Origin of the sequence: Paenibacillus sp. FSL R7-0312 (assembly GCF_038004445.1) — a bacterium.
In the GTDB taxonomy this organism is placed as follows: domain Bacteria; phylum Bacillota; class Bacilli; order Paenibacillales; family Paenibacillaceae; genus Paenibacillus_AQ.
Genome location: NZ_JBBORE010000001.1, coordinates 4,156,824 through 4,180,246, shown reverse-complemented (window position 1 = coordinate 4,180,246; position 23,423 = coordinate 4,156,824). Strand labels below are relative to the sequence as shown.

Below are 23,423 nucleotides of genomic sequence, written 5' to 3'. Positions count from 1 at the left end.
TACTTAAGGAGTGACGCATGTGGCAATTGATATCTACTTGAATTTCAACGGAAATACCCGGGAAGCTGTGGAATATTATGCTGAAGTATTCAGGACCGAACCTCCGCATATAATGACTTTTGGCGAAGCTCCTCCTGATCCTTCCCACCCTCTGCCGGAAGAAGCCAAGCACCTGGTGATGCATGCCAATCTGAGAATTGCTGGCAGCACAGTAATGTTCTCGGATGTATTTCCCGGAATGCCTTTTGTGGAAGGCAATAATATTAACCTGACACTGATGGATACGGATGAAGATAAGATCAAAGACTGGTTCCATAAGCTCAAGGAAGGCGGCACGGTCAGCATGGAGCTGCAGGAGACGTTCTGGAGCAAATGCTATGGCAGCCTGAAGGATAAATTCGGCATCTACTGGCAGCTTAGCCACGATAACGGCCAGAACGGCTAACAATTACAGTATTAACATATCTTTTTTGTTCAATTAAACCGGTAAGGATATGTTGAATCTTCCCCTTGGGAGGGCGGCATATCCTTTTATTATTTCCTCTTTGCCCTCTCCTTTACGAAGTTGTAACCCAATTGTTAATGCGCTTACATCATGTTATGTGTTTTAATTGAACTAACGTTTATGTACACATCCTACTGTAAAGGAGACTAACCTATGGAAATATCCTCTTTTTTGCTGCCCAAAGATCAGGTGGCGTTTATCACTTCCTCGATCTCAATGCGGGAAGCGCTGGAGCAGCTGGAGAATCATTATTACTCTGCCATTCCGATTATTGACGAAGAAGGCAAATATGTTGGGACCTTGTCGGAGGGCGATCTGCTATGGAAACTGAAGAACACCGAGGGTCTTAGTTTTGAGAATATGACCGGAGTGACTGTAGGTACCATTCAGCGTCATGTGCATAACGAGAGCGTAGAGATTCACGCACAGATGGAGGATATGCTGACGCTGGCCGCAGACCAGAATTTCGTCCCTGTGGTGGACGGCAGCGGGATCTTCCTCGGCATCATCCGCCGCAAGGATATCATCGAGTATTACACCCGGAATATTACCGATTAACATCATAACGCCGCATTAAGTGATAAGTTATTCATCCGCAGCAAAGGCAAAGGCAGGACTGTCCACTGAAGGACGGTCCTGCCTTTGTTCAAGTCAGCAAAACTAAATAATCTCAAACACACGAGTCAGCCGGGTCAGCTCAAAAATCTTCCGGACATTCTCATTCATCCCCGTCAGCCTAATAGTGCCGCCTGTCTCTACACATTTCTTGTAGGAGCTGACAATCACGCCAAGTCCGGTGCTGTCAATGAAACGGCAGGTCCCGAAATCAAGCATGAAGCTTGAATGGCCGCCAAGAATATAATTCCGTACTTCTTCTCTGAAATGTCCGGCTTCCTCAACCGAGAACAGCTCTGGCATCTCAATCATAATCTCGCTCAAGCTACTCACCCCTGATTATAAATTTCTCAACAAGAATCTCCAGTTCATTAGCCATAGCACTAATCTCTTGAGCGGAGGCCGCGAAATTATTGACCGTTGCCGCCTGCTCTTCCGTTGCACTGGATACATTCTCTGTATTCGCTGCCGCAAGCTCTGATATCGTACCCATAGAATCAATCAGCTTAATAATCTGATCAGAGGTTGCTACTTCATCTCTGGTAATATCCAGAATCTCCTGCACATTCTCCGTAATCCTCTCAACAGACTGAATGATATGCACGAACGTGCGGTCCGTCTCATTTACAATGCTTACGCCGCTCTCTACCGCCTCTGCTGCGCCTCTCATGGAATCTACAGCCTGGGTAATCCGCGAGACCATCTCACTAACCAGACCTGTAATTTCGCCAGCCTGGGTATGCGTCTCATCCGACAGCTTCCGTACTTCACCGGCCACTACACTGAAACCGAGGCCATGCTCACCGGCACGCGCTGCTTCGATGGCAGCATTCAGGGCCAACAGATTGGTCTGCTGGGCGATCTTATTAATCGTTCCGATCATTGTGGATACCTTCTCTGACAGCCCGCTAACCGTCAGCAATAGCTCTTCCGTCTCCTTGGTGCTGCTGTGGATCGTATCCATCGCCTGTACTGTACTGATAACTCTGGCTCTGCCTTCCTGCGCTGCCTGATTCGTGTTATCGGCATTACCGGAGGTAGCCGACGCTTTACTCTGCGCCAGCTGCACCAGACTGGATAGCTGTACAAGCACCTGGGAAGCATTGATGACCGACTGATTGTTGTTCTCGGCTCCGGAAGCAATCTCCTGGGTACTGGAGCTGATTTCTTGAATCGATGCGCTGATCTCCTCTGAAGAAGCTGCCATTTCCTCTGACATCGAGGTTAAGGATACTGAACCTGCTCTTACCTTCTCAATAATGGCCTCCTGCTTGTCAATCATGGTATTGAATGATTCACTCAGCGTCTGCAGCTCATCTCCGGAGCGGATAGAGGTATGAACGGTCAGATCCCCGTCACCAGCCAAGCCCATGGCTCTCTCCAGCTTCTTGATCGGATTCACAATATTACGTGTGGTAAAGAAGTATGCGGCTAGCATGGCAACGACGATAAAGCTCAGGATAATGACCAGTGTAGTATTACGGATTTCGTCCGCCGGAGCCATATATTCCTGTACACTTGCCGTTGTGGCTACAACCCAATTGCCTGAGGGCTGATACGAAACATATTTATGTACCCCTTCATAGCTGTAGAAGCCGTCTCCAGTTTCTCCGGCCTTCATTAACTGAACCTGCTCCTTCAAATCAGCATTACTGTTGGCGTCAACATTCTCCTTGAGCACTTTGCCCTGGTCTGGATGCGAGACAATAAGGCCGGTACGGTCAATCATATATGCGTATCCATTCTCTCCAATCTTCACCTCGGTTACCGGGGAAGCGATATTCCCAAACAAGGCGGTACCGATTAACACGCCTGTAATCTGATCATTTACCCGCAGCGGTCTGGCGATCGCTACGATGTATTCATTAGTCTCCCGTGACAGAATTACTTCACTGACGGCGTCTTTGCCTTGCAGCGCCTCCTGGAAGTATGCACGGTCCGACACATCAAGCCCGGGCGATTCAGAGCTGCTGGTAATCAGCACCTTGCCCTTGGTATCCGCGATGATCAGCGATTCCATCTGCTCTGCGTTGTCCTTTTGCACACCGGAAACATAATTAAATGCTGTGCTTTTTAGTGATGCGGCAGAAGGATTCGCAGCATAATCAGCTAGTACGCTGTTCTTGCTGGCGATTCCCAGATTATTGCCTACCGCTTCAAGCTCAGCCTCCACCGCTCTTGCAGTAGAGTTGGTAGTCCCCCTTAATTCCTCTTCAATCGTCTTCTGCAAAGCTCCCGAAGCCAGTTGATAGGATACAGCCCCGGATATGCCCAGCGGCACGCTGATAATCAGAAATAACAGGATACTCATTTTGACTTTTAAACTTAATTTCACCGAAATTCTCCCCTTTTGAATTCTATAAGGGACAGATACTCTTGCTGATGTACATCGTATTATGTATCATCTCTGCACTGTCCGAGAAACAGCGGATCAGGTATAACCCTCTTCCCCCTTCTTCCAGCAGCTCATCGCTCCCGATAGCCTCCGGGAACACCAATTCGCTGTCCCCGGCCCCCGAATCCTCTATCTGCAGCTCAAGCAGCTGATCCAATAGCAGATACCGGATGGTAATCGGTTTGCTGCAATCGCTGAGGTTCCCGTGGTAATAGGCATTGGTCACCGCTTCGATCAGAATCAGGCGGATATCAAACGCATAGGCTTCTAAGTCAAGCTCTTGAATGATTCCGTCAATAATCATCTGATGACACTCCAGACCGTGAAGCATCACTTCCTTTTGAATAGCTCCCATGACTCTCTCCTTATAAGATCTGAAATCATCGTCCTGCGTATGTACACACTGAGAATCAGCCCTGCAAGCAGCGCCCCGTCTGTCACTGGATATTCAGGCCGAGCCAGGTGCAGTCATCCTGCAGTGCTGCCCCGGCAAATCTCTCGAGCAGATACCCGTAATCCCGCCCCAGCTCATCACTGTTAAACAGCAGCTCCATCCCGTCGCTATAAAAGCAAAACCGGTCACCGGATTCAAACGGAATGCTCTTCTCTTCAAATTCACTGCTCTCAAACATGCCGAGCGGTGCACCCTTAACGGTTATTCTCTCGCAGTCCCTGCCGCGGGGAACATAAAGAAACTCATTAATCCCGGCTCCGGCTGCCTTGAGCAGTCCTGTCCCGAAGTCGAACAGGAAGCAGCAGCCGGCGATATAATCTTCACCTAAATACTGCAGCGCCTTGAGATTCAGATCATTCAGTACCTGTACCGGATTCTGCGTGGACAACAAACTATCCATGAACATCACTCGCAGAGCCGAAATATTCAGCGCTGCAGTAATCCCCTTTCCGGTAACATCACCGATAATGCCAATGACCTGCTCCTCATTGATCTTATGGAAGAGGAAGAAATCGCCGCTTAAGGTTCGGGCCGGGATGTAGAGCTTCTCCAGAACCGCCTTGCTGTCCAGCGGAAAGGATACAGCGTGCCGGTGCTCCTGAAGGTGTATGGCCCGTTCCAGTTCTCTTTTACTCTCGGTGATATCCCTGATCACCAGCTGCAGAGCCTTATCTTCCTCATAAATAACCGGCACCCCGGAAATTTCGAGATCAAAAATGCGATTGTCATGCCGCCGGATCAGCCGCTGCTCAATACGGAAACGTTCTTTCAGCAGCCCCGTTGTCTTCAGCTTGTTATGCTCTGCACTCTGGAAGTACACCTCATTGAAGAAATCCTCGATTCTTTTGCCGATCAGTTCCTGCTTCTTGTTGCCGAACATCCGCTCTGTCTGCTTATTGACGAACAGGATGATACCACCGCTGTAGACCAGAATGGCCTCGGGACACAGCTCGACCAGATCTCTGTACCGTTCTTCACTTTCACGAAGCCGCTGCTCGGAACTGACCCGTTCGCTGATATCGTGAATTACGGTGTATACACAATTTTTGCCCAGCATCTTCATCATGCCGGTGTGAACCTCCACATCAATGGGTTCCCCGCTGGCCAGAACATGCCGGTCAATGAACATACGGTTACTCTGCTCATCGCCCGCAGGCAGTGCCTTCTCTACAAATTCCTGAACTCCTGATTTCGGGTCAGCCGCCAGATCGCAGATCAGAAGCTGCCTGAACTGCCGGAGGCTGTAGCCATAGAACTCGCATGCTGCCCGGTTGGCATCAGCAATTCTGCCGTTCTCCGGGTCCACCAGTAACGTAATGAGATGATTGTTCTCATAGATGCAGCCATAATGGTCCATGCACTGCGCCGGGCTGGGGGAGCGATGCAGGTTCTTACACGGTTTATCTGTTGCCATTTCACAAGCCTCTATTCTATTCAGCTTTTAGGTCTCCCCATTATATTCCATACATTTGGGATAAGACGTGAATTCCGACACAGTTAGACAAAAAAACCGGACTGCGGCATGAAAACATGACCACAGTCCGGGTTGTAACCTTGCATCCTTCATTAAATAGCAGGCAGAAGCTGTTCTTACAGCTCTGTCAAAATAATAGTGCCCTGCGGAGTCACCGCCAGCGTATGCTCATACTGTGCCGACAATCCGCCGTCAAAGGTACGCGCTGTCCACCCGTCCGCATCAACCTTGGTCCGGTAGCTGCCGGTGTTCAGCATGGGTTCAATGGTGAACACCATACCTTCCTTGATGCGCGGGCCTTTGCCTGCCGGGCCATAGTGAGGCACATCAGGCTTTTCATGCATTTCAGAGCCGATGCCGTGCCCGATGAAATCACGGACTACCGAGTAGCCGTTAGCTTCCGCGTATACCTGGATGGCATGAGCGACATCACCAATCCGATTGCCGGCCACAGCCTGCTCAATGCCTTTGAACATAGCCTCTTTGGTGGTAGCCAGCAATTTGTCCGCCTGCTCGCTAATTGTGCCAACGCCATAGGACCAGGCTGAATCTGCCAGCCAGCCGTTCAAGTTGACTACCATATCAATCGTTACAATATCCCCATCCTTCAGCTCCTCGTGCTTGGGGAAGCCGTGGCAGATGACATCATTCACAGATGCGCAGGTCGCATATGGATAGCCATGATAGCCTTTTTGTTCAGGGGTAGCACCCTGGGAGAGAATGAACTTCTCAGCAAACTGGTCAATCTCCCAGGTCGTAATTCCGGGCTTCAGCATCTGAGCGATTTGCCGGTGGCATTCGGCCAATATTTTGCCGGCCGCACGCATTTTCTCGATCTCTTCCATCGTTTTCATGATGATCATTAAATTCGCCTCTTCTGTACAGAAGCCACTGCTCACAGCAATGGCCCTTGGTTATAATTTTGTAGTGCTACTCTATATTATGTAAGAAAACCGCCGGAAATCCAAATTCATTCTGTGAAAGGATAGAAATTAAAGCTACAGGTAACCGATCAATGCTTATGTTATAAACGGTTTATCCAAATCCCCACGCCTAATAAGTTGCTGGTAGAACCCGAGAGGCTTAAGTTTCATATTGTATAGGCTAATGTTGTATTCTGTACAGGATTTGCGCAAAACGAACCTGTCCTCCGCGTAAACGCCGGAAAACAGGTTCGTTTTATACATTACCTTGATGCCGGACAAGTCAGGATGCGTAATGCTTCGTCAGCCATCTATGATCAATCGTGGAAGTTAAGTCCCGAAGTAACGGCTTTGACATATCCGCTGCGGATCACAAAGTCTCCGAAATGCTCACCTATACTGCGTTCTTTGGCATAACGGTGAATGATCGGCCCGAGAGTATCGAGAATCTCCTTCTCGTCAATGTTCTCCTTGTACAGCTTGTTCAGCCGGTCTCCGGTAAAGCCGGCACCCAGGTACAGATTGTATCTGCCCGGGCCTTTGCCGATGAACGAAATCTCGCCAAGCGCAGGCCGGGCGCAGCCGTTAGGGCAGCCGGTCATGCGGATGATGATCTCTTCATTACGCAGTCCGGCTTCATCTATGATGACTTCCATTTTATCGAGCAGAAGCGGCAGATATCGCTCAGCCTCCGCCATCGCAAGACCGCAGGTCGGCAGCGCCACGCAGGACATAGCGCTTCTGCGCAGCGCGGAATGATGAGCTCCGTCGGTCAGCCCGTATTGCTTGGCAAGCTCGGCTACCTTGCGTTTCTTCGCATGGCTGACACCGGCAATGATCAGATTCTGATTCGGCGTCAGGCGGAAATCCCCGCCGTGAATCTTGGCGATCTCCCGCAGGCCGGTCATCAGCGGATATCCCGGGACATCCTGAATCCGTCCGCTCTGGATATACAGCGTCAAATTCCATTTACCGTCGAAGCCTTTCACCCAGCCGTAGCGGTCGCCGTTGTGGTCGAAATGATATTCACGTGCCGGCTCAAGCGTCCAGCCCAGCCGCTCATGCAGCTCGCCCGTGAACCAGTCCAGACCATGGCGGTCGATCGTGTACTTGAAGCGGGCGTTCTTGCGGACCGAACGGTTGCCGTAGTCGCGCTGAATGGTGACGGTCTTCTCCGCCAGATCAATCATCTGCTCCGGACGGCAGAAGCCGATAATCCGTCCCAGCTGCGGATATGTGCTGGTATCACCATGCGTCATCCCCATACCGCCGCCGACCGAGACATTGAATCCGGCCAGCTTCCCGTCTTCCAGAATAGCAATGAAGCCCAGGTCCTGGGAGAACACATCTACATCGTTGGAGGGCGGTACCGCCAGGCCGATCTTGAACTTGCGGGGCAGGTACACAGGCCCGTAAATCGGTTCAACCACCTTGCTGTCCACTACCTTCTCGCCATCCAGCCAGATTTCATGGTAAGCCGCGGTGCGCGGGGCTAAGTGGTCACTGATTTTTCTGGCCCACTCGTTTACCTCGGCATGAACCTCTGACTGATACGGATTGGGTCCGCTCATGACATTGCGGTTGACGTCACCGCAGGCTGCGAGCGTAGTCATCAGCGTATCATTAATCCCCTTGATCGTCTTTTTCAGATTCCACTTAAGCACTCCGTGCATTTGAAAAGCCTGTCTTGTCGTGATACGCAGTGTGCCGTTGCCGTATTTCTGGGCCAGATCGTCCATTACGAGCCATTGCGCCGGTGTCGCCACTCCGCCTGGCGCTACAACACGCAGCATGAACTGGTAAGCAGGCTCCAGCTTGGAGCGTTCACGCTCACTGCGCAAATCCCGGTCATCCTGCATATAACTGCCGTGGAATTTCAGCAGGCGGTTGTCATCCTCCGGCAGCCCTCCGGTGATCGGGTTGCTGAGGGTTTCGACAAGCGCACCGCGCAGATAATTGCTCTCCAGCTTAATATGTTCAACATCACTCGGGGGTCCGCCAATTGGCTTCACCGCTGGTTCATTGTTTGCCACTATTGATCCTCTCCTTCCGCATTGCCTCGCGCTCTTCAAGAATTGTATCGCAAGCCCAGCGGAGGTCCCTCCGCTGGATATCGTTTAATATACATCACGCTGATAACGCTGCTCCTGCTGCAGATTCTCCAGATAAGCGGCTGCCCCTTCCGGACTCAGTCCGCCTTCCTGCTGGATTACTGTAATCAGCGCAGCGTGTACATCATGGGCCATATGCTTCTCGTCTCCGCATACATAGACATGTGCACCCTCCTGCAGCCAGGTGTACAGCTCCCGGCTCTTCTCCAGAATGCGGTGCTGTACGTAAACTTTCTCGTCTGTATCACGTGAGAAGGCAACGTCCAGCCGGTTAAGAACACCGTCCTTCAGCATTCTCTGCCAATCCGTCTGGTAGAGGAAGTCTGTGACGAAATGCCGGTCGCCGTAGAACAGCCATGACTTCCCCTGTGCCCCCTGCTCTTCCCGTTCCTCCAGGAAGGAGCGGAACGGGGCGACACCAGTGCCCGGTCCGATCATGATCACCGGCGTATCCGGATTTGCCGGAAGCTTGAAGTTCGGATTGTTCTGGATGTAAACCGGCAGTGTAGCGCCCGGCTCTGCACGTTCCGCACAATGTACGGAGCAGACCCCGTAACGTTCACGTCCATGCGACTCATAACGCACAGCCCGTACCGTGAAGTGTACTTCATCCGGGTTGGCATTGTAGCTGCTGGCAATGGAATACAATCTTGCCGGCAGCTTGCGCAGAATCGTCACGAAGCTGCGGGCCGGAACTTCCCACGGTGTGAAATCCTGAATCAAGTCCAGCAGATCACGCCCATGGATGTAATTCTTCAGCTCCTGCTGCCGGTCCGGGGACAGCAGCTCCTGCAGGGCAGGTGTTGAGTTCAGCTTGGCTGCCTGCTCCAGCAGCGGTTTCGTCAGTACGGTAATTTCATAATGCCGCAGCAACGCTTCATGCAGTGTGCCCTCTTCCCCCTTCTTGTTCAGGGGAACGGATTCACCAGCCTCCCAGCCCATGGCAGCAATGATATCCTGCACAAGCTGCGGGTGGTTCTCCGGATAGACTCCGAGCGAATCACCGGGCTCAAACGTAATATTCGAACCGGCCAGCGACAGCTCCAGATGGCGGGTCTCGCGGTCTGAGCCGCGTCCGTTCAGATTCAGGTTCTCCAGCACCTCGGCATGGAACGGATGATTCCGCGAATATGCCGATTCCAGCGATTCTGCGCTCTCGGCTGCCAGCACAGCGTCATCCGCGATCCCCGCAGCCTGCTGCGAACCGGAACCGCTTAGCGAGCGGATAACATGCTCGAACCATTCGGCTACAGGCTCATCATAATCGAGATCGCAGTCCGCACGAGATGTTAAGCGCTGTGCGCCAAGCTCTTCCAGCTTCTGATCGAAATCTTTCCCGGTCTGGCAGAAGAATTCATAGGAAGTGTCGCCGAGTGCAAGTACCGAGTAACGCAGCTGCGGAAGCTGCGGGGCTCTTTTACTGTAGAGAAATTCATGGAAGGCACGTGCATTATCCGGCGGTTCTCCTTCACCATGGGTGCTGACTAGCAGCAGCAGATTCTCGATCTTCTTCAGTCCATTCGGCTTGAAGCTGTTCATTGCGGCAACCGTAACCTTGAAGCCCTGCTCTTCCAGCTTACGCGCAAGACTCGCCGCCAGCCGCTGACAGTTGCCGGTCTGGGAGCCGAACAATACGGTCACCTCACGGGATACCTCCGGCTGGGGCATTGTGGCTGTAGACATTGACACTCCTGGTGCCGCTTTAGCAGCAAGGGGGAGCACCGCCGGGCCTGCTTGACCCGTGTCTCCCAGCAGAGACACAGCGGATAAATAACCGCTTAGCCATACCTGCTGCGAATGGGTCAGCGTCGGCAGCAGCTGGTTCAGAAGCTCAACCTGGCTCTCATTAAAGGGACTGTTCGTAACTTGTAATTGCAACAATATCGACCTCTCCTTAACGTGCAATCTTCTATCCTCTTAACATCATGAATTCAGGCTAACACATTAATAAGAAACGATCAACGAAGCAGATAACAGTCATTTTATGGTATAAAAGCTTAATAAAGGTACAAAACACACAAAACCCGCCTAAATCATAGTAAAAAGCTCTGATTTAGGCGGGTTTATTACAAATAATGATAACTTGCATTAGATAAAATGATAAACCGGAATAGCCTTAGGACCGCTTTGCTTCCCTTACCGGGCAGCTTTGTGTCCAAAGTGGTCAACCAGCAGGTAGACTGCAATCAGGATTGCCCCGGCATTAATCGCCAGATCCGCCAGATTGAGAATCCCCCCGCGGTTACCGAACACTAGAAAGTCCGTTACCTGATGGTAGATCACACGGTCAATCGCATTGCCGAGCGCTCCGCCGACTAGTAACCCGCTGGCTGCCTCAAGCAAAGGCCCGCGAATTTTGCCCTGCCGCCGGTAATAGAACACTGCCGCTACAAAAACCACAGCGATTATGGAAAAATACTTCCCGTAGCCCTGAAAGGAGCTGAAGGCTGCCCCGCTATTCTCATAATAGACGAACTGCAGGTGCGGACTCCAGAAGGGAATTCTCTCCCCAAGCTCCATATGAGTACGGACCAGCCATTTGGCGGCTTGGTCAATCAGCACTACCAATATGGAAATCAGATAAAAAAGCATTTGCCGCCACCTCATCCCCCTGTGATATCATCAGAATGATTTCACTTCTCACCTTCTAGTCTATCACAGGTCGGAGCCGGGAATCATCCTGCCAGCTCCAGCGGACAGGCCGCTGTCCCGGCCAGAAGTTGCTTGTTACATGATCTGGGGCATTGGTTAAACGCTCTTAGATTCATTCATATCTGGAGGGTGGCAGCCAATGGAGTACGGATCGATATTCATTAAGCTGATCGCCGAAATGAGGTTGCTTATGCGATCTATGAAACGAACGGCTCGCTCAGCATTCTGAAGAAGCCGCAATAGGAACCGGTAACCCAGGGAGATCTGGATATTGACGCGAAGGGAGTTGGTCTTCCGCAATGCGTCGTTGAATCCGGCACGCATCAGGCAAAACCCGGTGAATTCTGAGCAGCTTAGTCCCACAGTCGAAGGGCTTAAACGAAAGGCCGGACTACCTCCCAAAGGATAGTCCGGCCTTTCTCGTTATAAGAACAAGAATTTGTATTGAATTATGGTACTTACAATCTTACCAGGCGTAGGCTTCCGGTGCAGGCTTGCCCGGTCCAGGGAAAATCTCGTCCAGCTTCTTCAGCACAGCTTCTTCCAGTACAATCTCCGTAACACGCAGCGAATCCTCGAACTGCTCTATCGTACGCGGCCCGATAATCGGCGCTGTTACTGCCGGATTAGCGAGTACCCAGGCCAGAGCAACCTGATCCTCATGCTCGCCAAGCTCCTTGCAGAGCGCGGAGAATTGCTCCAGCTGGCTGCGGTGCTGCTCCAGCTTGGCGGAGCGGGCGCTGCGCACACCCGTCTTGGACAAGGCGTTGCGGCCCAGCAAGCCTCCGGCCAGCGGACTCCATGGAATGACGCCCAGCCCCAGCTCCTTGGATGCCGGCAGCACTTCAAGCTCCGGTGTCCGTTCCAGCAGGTTATACAAATGCTGCTCGGACACAAGGCCGAGGAAATGACGTTCTTTGGCCTTAGCCTGCGCAGCGGCGATATGCCAGCCGGCGAAATTGCTGGAGCCGATATAATCAGCTTTGCCCTGGGAGACAAGAATTTCAAATGCGCCCCACAGCTCTTCCCAGGATACATTCCGGTCAATATGATGCATCTGGTAAAGCTCAATATGATCCGTCTGCAGACGTTTCAATGAGCCTTCGAAATGCCGTCTGATCTTATAAGCGGATAAGCCGGAGGCGGAATTGGGTCCGTCCTGCTCGTCGAACATGTCACCATACACCTTGGTGGCCAGCACAACCTTCTCGCGCCGTCCGCCCCCCTGCTGAAACCAGCGGCCGATAATTTCCTCGGTCCAGCCGCGGCGGTCCTGGCCGCCGTACACATTGGCCGTATCGAAGAAATTGATTCCCGCATCCAGTGCGGCATCCATAATCCTGAACGCTTCCTTCTCCTCGGTTTCCGGCCCGAAATTCATCGTGCCCAGACATAATTGACTGACCTTCAAACCGGATTTACCCAAATAGCTGTACTTCATCGCATTTCCTCCCATTCATTTCGGTTAGGTTGTCTGCATCGGGTTTAATATAATCCTTAGAGTAGGCTCTAAGGCAAGCTTTTTGTTGGACAAACTTCAAGCTGCAGTATTGCTGGGCCGGGCAGACGCTGGGGACTTCGCTTATGCTGGCTTATTAACAATATAACGGATTCTCAGTCCGTTTCAGCTGTGATAAGAGCTTTTCAGTGAATATAAGGTCTTCTCAGTCCGCTTAATCTTATTTAACCAGCAAACTGAATAACGTATGAAGACTCCGGTGATGTTCTGTTTATGCTCATATACTCAAAAAAATAAGCCCTCCGCGAAGAAGGACTTGTTCAATGAATATATATAATCAGCAAAAGATTGCATTCACTCTATATAACTATGTTCTCTATTATACGCCTACTGCTCAGCGCTGTCCGGGAAAAGAACCTCACCCGTCTTCGGCTTGATTTGCACAATATCCTGCAAGGTATTTGACAGCTCGCCCGGCGGATACGGTTTGGTCAGATATTTCTGCACTTTATCCATCATGCTCTTATCTTCCTTATCCAGCGCCGAGGAGATGACAATCGGCACATTCTCCGTGCGGGGATCATTCTTCAGCATACGGATCAGATCCCAGCCGTCCAGCTCTTCACCGAGCATCAGATCCACGACGATAGCTACAAAAGGCGTCTTCACCGCCTGATCAAATGCTTTTTGCGGATGATAGTGATGAGTCACTCTGAAGCCTTTGCCCTTAAGCTCCTCAGAGAGCAGCAGGGACAAGCTGTAATCGTCCTCAACGATCATCACATTCGGCTTTTGCTCCTTGTCGGCACTCCATTTATGCGGCTCCTCTTCATGACGGCTGCTCTCCGCTTGGAGGACCGGCAGGCTAAACCACACCGCGGTGCCTTCGCCTTCAACCGAATCGATTCCGATCATCCCCTTCTGCTTCTCAATGATCTCCTTGCAGATCGCAAGTCCGAGACCCGTTCCGCCAATCCGCTTGGATGCACTGTTATCCACCCGGCGGAATTTCTGGAACAGCTGTCCGATCTGATTCTTCGGAATTCCCAGTCCATGATCCTGTACCCGGACTATAACCGAATCCCGCTCATTATGCAGCGTTACCTTGATCTCATTGCTGCCTGGAGAGAACTTGATGGCATTGCTCAGCAGGTTGGTCAGCACCTGGATAATCTTATCCTTATCCACCTCGACCTCGGCGTTCAGCGCCTCATCCTCCACAAGGATATGGTGGGTACCGCTAAGCTTGTACTGGTCAATTACACTAAGAACGGTCTCGCTGAGATTGACCGGCTCTGCATTGTACAGCTGTGTGCCGGATTCCATGCGCTGCAGGTCAAGGAAATCATTGATCAGCTCAGTCAGACGTTTGGCTTCCTTATGAATCGTTTCCAGGTATTTCAGCTGCTTCTCCGGCTTCATTGTCTTGGATAACAGGAGCTCGGTGAAGCCCAGAACACTGGACAGCGGTGTCCGCAGCTCATGGCTGACCGTACTGACCAGCTCCGACTTCATCAGATCCAGCTCGTATTCCCGGGTGATATCCCGGTGTACAAACAACGTTCCCACCCGCGCTTCACGGCGGAACACCGGAATCGCATAGACGTCGACATGCTTCATCGCTTCCTTGCCCAGGGAATACTTCATCGTGCTGGAATCCACGGAGTGCTCGGACATCGCCTTCTGGTAGAACTGCCCCATCTCTTCCGATTCATTCACGCGAAGGGTGAAGTGATCCATCCATTGCTCTTTAGGGATCAGCATCCCCTCTGCCCACACATCATAGTCGAACAATTGACTGAGCGCCTTGTTGATATGCTGAATGACGCCTTCCGTGTTGACGAACTGGATGCCTTCGTTGACATTGTTGACTATATCCCGGTTCAGCTTGCGGCCATTCTCGATTTCCTCATACATGAACAACCGCTCGATGGCCAGCGCCACCCGGTTCATCATCCCCTGAATTTCGCTGATTTCCTCTTCGGTGAAGGAATGCCCAATTCGTGTACCGCAGAAGATCGCCAGGATCTCATCCTCGGCATTGACTACAGTTGTATAGAAATCATAGCAGTAAACTTCTTTGGCGGAGATTCCCTGCTCTCTGGGGACTCCGGTCCGTTTCACAATATAGGACTTCTCCGTGCTCATCCGGTATAACATATCCTTGCTGTTGGCATCGATATAGCGCTCCACATTCTCCTGCGGAACCCCTTTGACCACCGATATCTTATCTTTGACCAGTAGGAAAAGACTGCTGTCGAACGAGTACAGCCGGTTCATGAACTTGATGAATTTCTCGGCAAATTCCTGCTTGTCCAGCGTGTAGGTAATTTCATGATTGAGCTGGTTGTTAAGCTCCAGCATGATGGTGGTCTGCTCCGTGCTTTTCAGCGTCTCGGCCAGCTCCTGCTGGACACTCTTCATGGAGGTAATGTTGTTAGCAATCAGAATGTACTGGTAAATCTGACCCTCATCATTCAGATACGGCATGATCGTCAGCTGGAGCCAGACGGCAGAACCATCTTTTGCCACAATTTGTGACTCATCGCTCCATACACCTCCTGTCGCCAGCTTGCGTATAATCTGTTCCATCTGAATATCCGAAATATTATGCAGTTCAAACAAACGGAAGGTATATCCGATAATCTCAGCGTTCTTGTAGCCGGTGTAGACGCTAATGTTATCATTGGCATAGGTGAATACTCCCTTGCTGGACAGAATGCCGACAGCGGAGGTCTGATTCAGCGCCTTCATCATACTTTCGATTTCACTGAGTGAACGCTCCAGCTTGAACTGCTGATCCTGCAGCTCATCCTGCTGGGCATGCAGCTCTTCATTCTGCATCATCAGCTCTTCTTCTTTATCCTGGATACTCCGGGCCATATTAAGGAAGGCCTCATAGAGGCGGCCGATCTCATCCTGCTTATGCAGCTTGCCGAGCAGCACAGCCTCGCCTGCCGCCAGCGAATTCGTTGCTTCTTCCAGCTTAACAATCGGATCGAGCACCACTCTAAGCATCCGCCAGATCATCAGTGTGAAGAATAACAGCAGTACAGCGCTGAGCCCGAAGGCGATAAATGTGAAGGTGTCCGCCTGCTTGATGGACTGAGAATCCATGGCGTTCAGCTTGCTGTCCGAGCTTGTTTTGAACGCTTTGGTATAGGCCAGAAATTCATTCAGAGCCTGGGTGCTGCCGCCTTGAGAGAGATGGCGGATGCCCGTATAATCATCATTCTCCACCAGCCGGATCGCTTCAGGAAGGGTCTTGGTCTTGTACTGCTCATAGAATAACTTCAGATCATCACGGTATTGCGCTTCTTCAGGCGACAGATTCAGAGCCGAATATTGCTCCAGAATTCTATCAAGGCCCGTGAGTGCAGTGTTCAGCAGCTTAAGCTCACCGTCGCTTTTGAGGGCAACATAACCTCTCGCCCGGAAAAAGACATCATTCAGCGTCGCCGCCAGCTCATTGATGGTCTCTGTCTTATGCTGCAGGACACCGCGGTCATGCTTCAGCTTGTCCTGCTGGTTATTGATGTAGAAGAACAGGCCGATACCAGATAACATAATCACCAGAAACAAGATGAAAATAATCCGGAAATACTTGGTTTTGATGCTCACATCAGCAAGTTTATTGTTTATCACTAAGGATGCCCTCCACGATCTGCAGCAGTTCCATCGGGCTGAACGGTTTAGGCATGAAATAACGTGCTCCGGCTTCCCTTGCCCTGTTCCGGTCCATTTCCTGTGCTTTGGCTGTCAGCATCATAATAGGGGTCTTGTTCTTCAGCTCTTCATTCAGCTCACCGAGCACTTCAATTCCGGTCATTTCCGGCATCATATAGTCCAGAATCACGAGATCATAGGGGTCCGAAGTAAGCCGCGTTAGCGCCTCAACCCCATTCTCGGCGGTATGAATCTCTACATCCTCCAGATCCTCCAGCGTATCTTCAATCAGCATGCGCAGTACATCTTCGTCGTCCACAATCAGTATTTTTTGCATTAACACTCACGCTCACTTTCAGTTTATCCATGGATGGATATATTGCTATTAGAACAAGAATCTGTGGGCCAGGCGCTCAATCCGGGACAGCAGCTCCGGCACATGAAACGGCTTAATCACATAATCGTCCGCCCCCAGCTGCAGGGCATGGATAATATCGCGCTGATTATTGCGGCCTGTCAGCATAATCACCAGGATGTTCACTTCAGGATAGCTGCTGCGGATCTTCTCCAGAACCTCAAGACCGTCGAGGCCGGGCATCACCCCGTCCAGCAGAATAATGTACTTCTCCTCCGGAACATACCAGTCCGATTTCAGAAAAAGCTCGCCGTCGGCATAACTGTTCACTTTAATTCCACCGATATTCCCCGGCTCCCAGGAGGCGAAATTGCCTGTAATAATTCTGCGGATCAGCGGATCATCATCAACAATTATTACATTGAGTACCGTTTCCATCTGGCCCGTTAACATTCCCTCGCTGTACAAGGTTGTCTGGTTTCGTCCGCTATACTTGCTGGAATACAAAGCCTGGTCTGCTTCGTCAATTAGTTTATCGGTATCCTGCTGCCGTTCGCTTATCTCTGTAATGCCGCAGGAGAAGGTAACATGGAAGCTTTCCCGTTTGGCACAGAATTCCCTGGAGGCGAATTTCTCCTGAATCCGTTCAATGACAAGCAGCGCTGAGTCCGCAGAGGTATTTGGCATGAACAGGGCGAATTCCTCTCCCCCGTAGCGGCACAGTGTATCCTCCGTACGAATTGAATCTCTGACCAGCTCCGAAAAAGTCTGCAGGACCTCGTCCCCCACAAGATGACCATACGTATCGTTGACATGCTTAAAGTAATCCAGATCCAGCAGCGCGAGCGAGAACGTCCGGCCCGTCCGTCTGAAGTCCGATGAGAGCATCTTCAGGGTCTGATTGAAATATTTCCGGTTAAAAGCACCCGTCAGCTCATCTACAATGATGGATTCCTGCCATTCTTTTTTCAGTTCAAACCGGTTCTTGATCAGCACCAGGAACAGGTCGATATCCACCGGCTTCCGGATGTAATCCATCACACCGAGCGAATAGGCATATTTCTGGACTTCCTTGGAGTGTTCACCGCTGATGATAATGATCGGAATCCGCTCTTTTTTGGCTTTGCCGATAATCTGATTGAGCACATCAATCCCGCTGCGGTCCGGCAGCAGAATATCCAGCAGAATTAAATCCGGCTTGGTCTCATAAAAAATCTTAAGTCCGCGTTCAGCAGATAGGGCAATGCTTACATAGTATGACTGCTTCTCCAGCGACTCGCGCAAAAAAGCCACCAGCTCCACATCATCGTCAATGACCAGAATTTCGTACTGATGGTGGATGCTCCCATGGGACAACGCAATTCCCGGAATCTGGGGAGGCACTGCACCTGTACTTTTAGGCTCATCAAACAGCTCCAGCAGCGGATATAAATAATCCCCCCACTCGGCTTCCGTCCAGCTTCTATGGTTATCATCCGAGAAATAGAGCAGAGAGTTACCGGAGAACGCCTCCACCGCGTCAAGGCCCACTGTACCGGAAGTGCCTTTTAAATTATGCAGAAAGCGATAGATATCCCTTTCCTCAACTGCCGGCTGCTGCGACCACTTCTGCAAGGTTTGTCTGGTGCGCTGTTCAACCAGCTCTTTATATTTTCTCGTTGTCATAATAGCTCCTTCAGTTCGTTCCTTCAAATCGATTGGTTCTTCAAAATTTTAATTAATCATATTTTTAAGACGGTGTCAATTTTTATCTATTTTTGTCGAATTGCAAGCTCAAATCTCTAATCAGCCCTACAAAAAAAGCTTTGGTTGATAACCTTCTATTCATTTGACATAATAATTGAAACCGTTCATTCCGTTAAAGCGGCAGTGGGCGGAGAAAACAGAGTAATCTAAAATAGGAGGCTTTCAATTGAAGGGGATTATTACGGTACTGGGAAAAGACAAAGTGGGAATTATTGCCAAAGTATGTACATATCTCGCAGAACACAATCTGAATATTCTGGATATTTCCCAGACGATTGTGCAGGACTATTTCAATATGATGATGATTGTGGACATTTCTGCACCCTCTAAGTCCTTCGAGGAAATCGTAGAGGATCTGCAGCATGTCGGTGAGGACATCGGTGTGGAAATCAAGCTTCAGCATGAAGATATCTTCAATATTATGCACCGGATCTAGCCGGGCGGCAAAGAGAGGAACAACCATACTATGATCTCAATTGGAGAAGTGCAGGAAACCAATAAAATGATCCGGGAAATGAACCTGGACGTGCGCACGATTACCATGGGCATCAGTCTGATGGACTGCGCGCATACGGATATGAAGATCTTTAACCGCAATGTATATGACAAAATTACCCGCTCCGCCGAAAAGCTCGTGAAGACCGGTGAGGATCTGGAGCGTCAATTCGGCGTGCCGATTGTGAACAAGCGTATTTCCGTAACTCCGATCTCAATCGCTGCCGGCGCTGTACATACCGATACTTATGTTCCTGTAGCACAGATTCTCGACAAGGCGGCCAAGGAGGTTGGCGTCAACTTTATCGGCGGTTATTCCGCACTGGTTCAGAAAGGCTGCACCAAAGGTGACCGGATTCTGATCGACAGCATCCCGGAAGCGCTGGCGGTGACGGAACGCGTCTGCTCCTCCGTGAATGTCGGCTCCTCGCGCAGCGGCATCAACATGGACGCCGTGAAGCTGATGGGCGATATTATCATCCAGACTGCACAGCGCACCAAAGACCGCGATTCCATCGGCTGCGCCAAGCTGGTCGTCTTCTGCAACGCCGTTGAAGATAATCCGTTCATGGCTGGAGCCTTCCACGGTGTCGGCGAACGGGAATGTGTCATTAATGTTGGCGTCAGCGGTCCCGGCGTAATCAAGCGGGCGCTGGAAGAAGTGAAGGGACAGGACTTCGAAACGCTGTGCGAGACCATTAAGCGTACCGCCTTCAAGGTTACCCGCGTCGGGCAGCTCGTTGCCCAGGAAGCCTCCAAGCGGCTGAATGTGCCCTTCGGCATCATCGATCTGTCGCTGGCGCCTACACCTGAAATTGGCGACTCCATTGCCGAGATCTTCCAGGTCATGGGTCTTGAAGAAGCAGGAGCTCCCGGCACCACGGCCGCGCTGGCTATTCTTAACGATAATGTCAAAAAAGGCGGGGTCATGGCCTCCTCCTATGTCGGCGGCTTAAGCGGCGCGTTCATCCCGGTCAGCGAAGACCACGGCATGATCCAGGCTGTTCAGCGCGGTGCACTGACGCTGGAGAAGCTCGAAGCAATGACTTGCGTGTGCTCCGTCGGCCTCGACATGATTGCCATTCCGGGCAGCACCAGCAAGGAGACCATCTCAGGTATCATCGCCGATGAAGCGGCGATCGGCATGGTCAACAACAAGACAACCGCAGTCCGCGTCATTCCGGTTATCGGCAAGGACGTCGGCGAAATGGTTGAGTTCGGCGGCCTGCTGGGTTATGCACCGGTCATGGCGGTCAACCCGTTCAATTGTGCAGGCTTCGTTAACCGCGGCGGACGTATTCCGGCGCCGATCCACAGCTTCAAGAACTAGGACACCCTGATAGCGACAGGACGGCTGGTTGAGGACCGCCCTTAAGAACATAAAGACCCGTTACTCTCCCGGCAGGGATTTGTAACGGGTCTTTGGGTTCTGCTCCGAGATTAACTCCGCGGCGTCACCGGATGAACTGTAATATGGCTCATTTTGGCCGGGTCCATCATTAGGTAGATGTTCTGGATCTGCTCGCCGCTCCGGTCGGGAATCAGACAGATCACTCCTTTGATCTCACCCTGATGGGTGAAGATCAGGCCAGGCTCGCCATTGACTATTCCATAGTGCTGCTCCCATTCCCGGAGATAATGCATCACCCTGCGTGAGGTCAGCAGCGCCAGCACGCCTTTGCGGCCGGTCATCGGCCGGAGAATCGTATGCACTTCCTGTCCGCCACCGTCAGCAACCAGCACAGGATGTTCCCCCAGCAGCTTCAGCATGCTGCCGACATCATAAGAGGTGAACGCGGCAGTGAAGCTCCGCAGCAGATTCTCTTTGACGGCTCCGTAACCGGGAGAAGGGGAAGGCGATGTAGCCGCACGCTCCGCCTGCAGTGTGCGCTTCGCCCGGCTGAAGATTTGCCGGCAGTTGCTCTCCGTCTTGCCAACCATCCCGGCAATTTCCTCGTAGTCGTACTGGAATGCCTCACGCAGTACAAATACGGCCCGCTCCGTTGGCGCCAGACGTTCCAGCAGCACCAGAAAAGCATACGATAGGCTATCCTTCCGCTCTGCCTCCGCTTCCGGACCATCATACCCTGTGCTGACCGGCTCCGGCAGCCACTCTCCGATATAGGTCTCTCTCCGGCTGCGCGCAGAATTCAGCATATTCAGGCAACGGTTGGTGACGCCTTTGGCCACATAGGCTTTGATATTCTGAATTCCGCTCCGGTCCCGGCGCTGAAGCTCTGCGAATGTATCCTGAACAGCATCCTCCGCATCCGCAACCACACCTAACATCCGGTAGGCAATGGAGAATGCATAGCCTTTATAGTGCTGATACAGCTCCTCCATACCTAAACTCTCCGCAGACGGACTCTCAACCTTCATGCCTTCATTATCCCGGATCTCCACGCGCTGCCCCTCCTTACCCTTAAGACTATCTATTTCAAACTCAGCTGATACATCCGGGGAACATCCCCGTGGTAATTGCAATCCGGTTCCAGCTATTGATCGTATTGATCGCCATAATCCAGTCAACCATTTCCTCTTCGCTGAAATGCTCCAGTACCTTGAGATACAGCTCCTGCGGAACACCTGCCTGGCTAATCAGGGTTACATGCTCGGCGAATTCCAGCAGCACCCGTTCTTTATCAGTGAATATCGGCGCTTCACGCCAGACACTCAGCAGCAGAATATGATCAGCATAGTTGCCCAGCTTCATCAGATCCTTGGCATGCATATCCAGACAGAACGCACAGCCGTTGATTTGGGAGACACGTATTTTGACCAGCTCATACAGTACCTTATCCTTGCTGCGGCTTCCTGCATGCTGCTCCAGTATCATCATTGCCCGGAAAGCCGGCGCGTTAACCTCACGATAATTCATTCTCAGACTCATGTCCAATCGCCTCCATTCGTGTTCTACATTACTGTAGACAAGATGGGGCTGTGGTTTGTGACAGGATATAGACAAATTTATTAACTCGGATTTCTAAACACCTCTCCGCTGTTTAAGCGGGAAAATTCCATAAAGTGATTTAGTTCGTTTTAAGCGTTCAATCTCTTAGCCCTGCGGGACGAGAACAGCCGCCAGCCGGTCAGCAGCGCCGATAACAGGCAAATGCTGGACGAGGTCATGAAGACCACATGCATCCCTGAGAGGAAAATGTCCGGGCGTCCTTCGATTAGTCCGGTCACCCGGTAGCCTGCCCTGCTGCTCATCACGTTGAATAGTATGGACGTAGCAACAGTGATTCCCACGACCATCCCTACATTGCGGACCAGTGAATTCACACTGCCTGCGGAGCCAAGCTGGGTGCGCGGCACGGTCGACATCACCAGTGAATTATTCGGCGAGCCGAATAAACCGCTGCCGATTCCGAGCATGGCAATCCATACGCCGACCAGCAGTACCGGACTGCCTTCATGCAGCCTGGCCAGCCCGAACTGGGCAATGACCATAACAATCAGCCCGGCAAAGGTCAGCAGCTCTGAACCAATCTTATCGGACAACGCCCCGCTAAGCGGCGCGACAATGACCATGGATATCGGAAAGAGCATCAGCAGGAAGCCGGCACTGAAGGGCGACATATTCAGCATATTCTGTGCATAGAACGGCGCGATAATGTTGAAACAGAAGTTGGAGACAAACACCAGAAAAGCACAGAAAATACTCAGCGAGAACAGCGGATTCTTAAACAGCGACAGCTGAAGCAGCGGCTGCTTGCGGCGCAGCTCCACCATCAGAAATGCTATAAGGGTTATAGCAGCCGCTATCAGGGAGGCTAGAATCCGGTTATCCCTATATCCAAGCTGCTGGCCAAGCAGCAGACCGGCGAATAAAGTAACAATAAAGACAGCAAACAGCAGGCTGCCGGGAAGATCGATTCTGGACTTCACCCGGACTAGATCCTTCGGCAGCACCTTCCACCCGAGCACAATCGCAATCAGTCCAATCGGAACATTTACCCAGAAAATATATTCCCAGCCCATAGTGGAAACTATGATTCCCCCGAGACTTGGTCCGGCTATACTGCCCAGTGACACGAAGGTCCCGATCAGTCCCAATGCCTTGCCGCGTTCGGTGGACGGGAAAATATCCGTAACAATCCCCTGGCTGTTCGCCATAGTCATCGAAGCGCCGATCGCCTGAACCACACGCGCCGCAATCAGCAGCGGCAGACTGTGGCTTAGACCGCAGAGCAGGGAGCCGGCGGTGAATATAATCATGCCTAACTTAAAAATCCTGATCTTCCCGGCAATATCGCCAAGCTTCCCGAAGAATAGGATGACAGTGCAGATGACCATCAAATATCCGGTAGTCACCCATTCTACTTGAGCAACCGGCAGCTGCAGCTCCTTCACCAGCACCGGCAGCGCAATATTCACAATACTTCCGTCCAGCGTAGACATAAATGTAAATAAATTCAGGACGATCAGAATAATCCAGCGTTTCTTCTGAATCACTGCATCCTCCTGGTATGTAGCACTTATACTGCTCATTTGCAAACACCTCTTGCGTCATATTGAACAACTAGTTGCATGCGCAACAAAACAGCCAATCCCAGTGTACTGCAAATTA

General features: G+C 51.3%; 19 protein-coding genes. 4 read left to right on the top strand and 15 right to left on the bottom strand.

Annotation, left to right across the window (positions count from 1 at the left end):
* The first annotated feature begins 19 nt into the window (after nucleotides 1-19).
* Entirely contained in the window at nucleotides 20-445 is a 426-nt protein-coding gene (locus MKX70_RS18265) for a VOC family protein (protein ID WP_042237459.1), read from the top strand.
* A 213-nt stretch (nucleotides 446-658) separates the two neighbouring features.
* Nucleotides 659-1,063, top strand: a complete 405-nt coding sequence (locus tag MKX70_RS18260; RefSeq protein ID WP_039293958.1) for a CBS domain-containing protein — start codon at nucleotides 659-661, stop codon at nucleotides 1,061-1,063.
* A gap of 102 nt (nucleotides 1,064-1,165) precedes the next feature.
* Here MKX70_RS18260 and MKX70_RS18255 read toward each other — a convergent pair whose 3' ends face one another.
* The 12 genes from MKX70_RS18255 to MKX70_RS18200 all read right to left on the bottom strand — a co-directional run bounded on the left by MKX70_RS18255 (nucleotide 1,166) and on the right by MKX70_RS18200 (nucleotide 18,274).
* Complete coding sequence (locus MKX70_RS18255; protein ID WP_339841658.1) at nucleotides 1,166-1,453, bottom strand: STAS domain-containing protein; 288 nt, start codon at nucleotides 1,451-1,453, stop codon at nucleotides 1,166-1,168.
* Nucleotides 1,446-3,455, bottom strand: a complete 2,010-nt coding sequence (locus MKX70_RS18250; protein WP_340840447.1) for a methyl-accepting chemotaxis protein — start codon at nucleotides 3,453-3,455, stop codon at nucleotides 1,446-1,448. Before MKX70_RS18250 ends, MKX70_RS18255 begins: the two co-directional genes overlap by 8 nt.
* 22 nt (nucleotides 3,456-3,477) lie before the next feature.
* The gene (locus MKX70_RS18245) at nucleotides 3,478-3,870 is read right to left on the bottom strand and encodes an ATP-binding protein (protein WP_340784909.1); all 393 of its coding nucleotides are present in this window, start codon (nucleotides 3,868-3,870) and stop codon (nucleotides 3,478-3,480) included.
* A gap of 82 nt (nucleotides 3,871-3,952) precedes the next feature.
* Nucleotides 3,953-5,383, bottom strand: a complete 1,431-nt coding sequence (locus tag MKX70_RS18240; RefSeq protein WP_340840446.1) for a SpoIIE family protein phosphatase — start codon at nucleotides 5,381-5,383, stop codon at nucleotides 3,953-3,955.
* Between the two features lie 176 nt (nucleotides 5,384-5,559).
* On the bottom strand, nucleotides 5,560-6,306 hold the full coding sequence (gene map, locus MKX70_RS18235) for a type I methionyl aminopeptidase (protein WP_042237463.1): 747 nt from the start codon (nucleotides 6,304-6,306) through the stop codon (nucleotides 5,560-5,562).
* A gap of 377 nt (nucleotides 6,307-6,683) precedes the next feature.
* Entirely contained in the window at nucleotides 6,684-8,399 is a 1,716-nt protein-coding gene (cysI, locus tag MKX70_RS18230; RefSeq protein ID WP_340840445.1) for an assimilatory sulfite reductase (NADPH) hemoprotein subunit, read from the bottom strand.
* Nucleotides 8,400-8,483: 84 nt separating this feature from the next.
* The gene (locus MKX70_RS18225; RefSeq protein WP_340841678.1) at nucleotides 8,484-10,355 is read right to left on the bottom strand and encodes an assimilatory sulfite reductase (NADPH) flavoprotein subunit; all 1,872 of its coding nucleotides are present in this window, start codon (nucleotides 10,353-10,355) and stop codon (nucleotides 8,484-8,486) included.
* A gap of 258 nt (nucleotides 10,356-10,613) precedes the next feature.
* Nucleotides 10,614-11,069, bottom strand: a complete 456-nt coding sequence (gene lspA / locus MKX70_RS18220) for a signal peptidase II (RefSeq protein WP_042237466.1) — start codon at nucleotides 11,067-11,069, stop codon at nucleotides 10,614-10,616.
* A 526-nt stretch (nucleotides 11,070-11,595) separates the two neighbouring features.
* Nucleotides 11,596-12,570 carry an aldo/keto reductase gene (locus MKX70_RS18215; protein ID WP_042237467.1) on the bottom strand — a complete coding sequence of 325 codons (975 nt, stop codon included), beginning with the start codon at nucleotides 12,568-12,570 and terminating at the stop codon, nucleotides 11,596-11,598.
* Nucleotides 12,571-12,975: 405 nt separating this feature from the next.
* A complete protein-coding gene (locus tag MKX70_RS18210; RefSeq protein ID WP_340840444.1) occupies nucleotides 12,976-16,233 on the bottom strand; it encodes an ATP-binding protein in 3,258 nt (1,085 codons plus the stop codon).
* Nucleotides 16,220-16,591 carry a response regulator gene (locus MKX70_RS18205; protein WP_171716592.1) on the bottom strand — a complete coding sequence of 124 codons (372 nt, stop codon included), beginning with the start codon at nucleotides 16,589-16,591 and terminating at the stop codon, nucleotides 16,220-16,222. The genes MKX70_RS18210 and MKX70_RS18205 overlap by 14 nt, the downstream gene beginning before the upstream one ends.
* 48 nt (nucleotides 16,592-16,639) lie before the next feature.
* The gene (locus MKX70_RS18200) at nucleotides 16,640-18,274 is read right to left on the bottom strand and encodes a GGDEF domain-containing response regulator (protein WP_340840443.1); all 1,635 of its coding nucleotides are present in this window, start codon (nucleotides 18,272-18,274) and stop codon (nucleotides 16,640-16,642) included.
* A gap of 247 nt (nucleotides 18,275-18,521) precedes the next feature.
* On the opposite strand from MKX70_RS18200, the gene MKX70_RS18195 reads away from it, so the two are divergent.
* Both MKX70_RS18195 and MKX70_RS18190 read left to right on the top strand, forming a co-directional pair.
* Complete coding sequence (locus MKX70_RS18195; protein WP_042237473.1) at nucleotides 18,522-18,791, top strand: ACT domain-containing protein; 270 nt, start codon at nucleotides 18,522-18,524, stop codon at nucleotides 18,789-18,791.
* Nucleotides 18,792-18,824: 33 nt separating this feature from the next.
* The gene (locus MKX70_RS18190; RefSeq protein WP_269322117.1) at nucleotides 18,825-20,180 is read left to right on the top strand and encodes a PFL family protein; all 1,356 of its coding nucleotides are present in this window, start codon (nucleotides 18,825-18,827) and stop codon (nucleotides 20,178-20,180) included.
* A gap of 110 nt (nucleotides 20,181-20,290) precedes the next feature.
* On the opposite strand, the gene MKX70_RS18185 is transcribed toward MKX70_RS18190, so the two are convergent.
* From MKX70_RS18185 to MKX70_RS18175, 3 genes are all read right to left on the bottom strand, one after another.
* Entirely contained in the window at nucleotides 20,291-21,229 is a 939-nt protein-coding gene (locus MKX70_RS18185; RefSeq protein WP_042242866.1) for a sigma-70 family RNA polymerase sigma factor, read from the bottom strand.
* Between the two features lie 64 nt (nucleotides 21,230-21,293).
* Complete coding sequence (locus tag MKX70_RS18180; protein WP_340784888.1) at nucleotides 21,294-21,740, bottom strand: carboxymuconolactone decarboxylase family protein; 447 nt, start codon at nucleotides 21,738-21,740, stop codon at nucleotides 21,294-21,296.
* Between the two features lie 149 nt (nucleotides 21,741-21,889).
* Entirely contained in the window at nucleotides 21,890-23,344 is a 1,455-nt protein-coding gene (locus MKX70_RS18175) for an MFS transporter (RefSeq protein WP_042237479.1), read from the bottom strand.
* Nucleotides 23,345-23,423: the final 79 nt, after the last annotated feature.

What these genes read in the sequence shown, in the direction of transcription:
- MKX70_RS18205 (WP_171716592.1), bottom strand. Translation starts at nt 16,591, where the DNA reads ATGCAAAAAATACTGATTGTGGACGACGAAGATGTACTGCGCATGCTG.
- MKX70_RS18175 (WP_042237479.1), bottom strand. Translation starts at nt 23,344, where the DNA reads ATGAGCAGTATAAGTGCTACATACCAGGAGGATGCAGTGATTCAGAAG.
- MKX70_RS18260 (WP_039293958.1), top strand. Translation starts at nt 659, where the DNA reads ATGGAAATATCCTCTTTTTTGCTGCCCAAAGATCAGGTGGCGTTTATC.
- MKX70_RS18215 (WP_042237467.1), bottom strand. Translation starts at nt 12,570, where the DNA reads ATGAAGTACAGCTATTTGGGTAAATCCGGTTTGAAGGTCAGTCAATTA.
- MKX70_RS18180 (WP_340784888.1), bottom strand. Translation starts at nt 21,740, where the DNA reads ATGAGTCTGAGAATGAATTATCGTGAGGTTAACGCGCCGGCTTTCCGG.
- map (WP_042237463.1), bottom strand. Translation starts at nt 6,306, where the DNA reads ATGATCATCATGAAAACGATGGAAGAGATCGAGAAAATGCGTGCGGCC.
- MKX70_RS18240 (WP_340840446.1), bottom strand. Translation starts at nt 5,383, where the DNA reads ATGGCAACAGATAAACCGTGTAAGAACCTGCATCGCTCCCCCAGCCCG.
- lspA (WP_042237466.1), bottom strand. Translation starts at nt 11,069, where the DNA reads ATGCTTTTTTATCTGATTTCCATATTGGTAGTGCTGATTGACCAAGCC.
- MKX70_RS18245 (WP_340784909.1), bottom strand. Translation starts at nt 3,870, where the DNA reads ATGGGAGCTATTCAAAAGGAAGTGATGCTTCACGGTCTGGAGTGTCAT.
- MKX70_RS18200 (WP_340840443.1), bottom strand. Translation starts at nt 18,274, where the DNA reads ATGACAACGAGAAAATATAAAGAGCTGGTTGAACAGCGCACCAGACAA.
- MKX70_RS18185 (WP_042242866.1), bottom strand. Translation starts at nt 21,229, where the DNA reads ATGAAGGTTGAGAGTCCGTCTGCGGAGAGTTTAGGTATGGAGGAGCTG.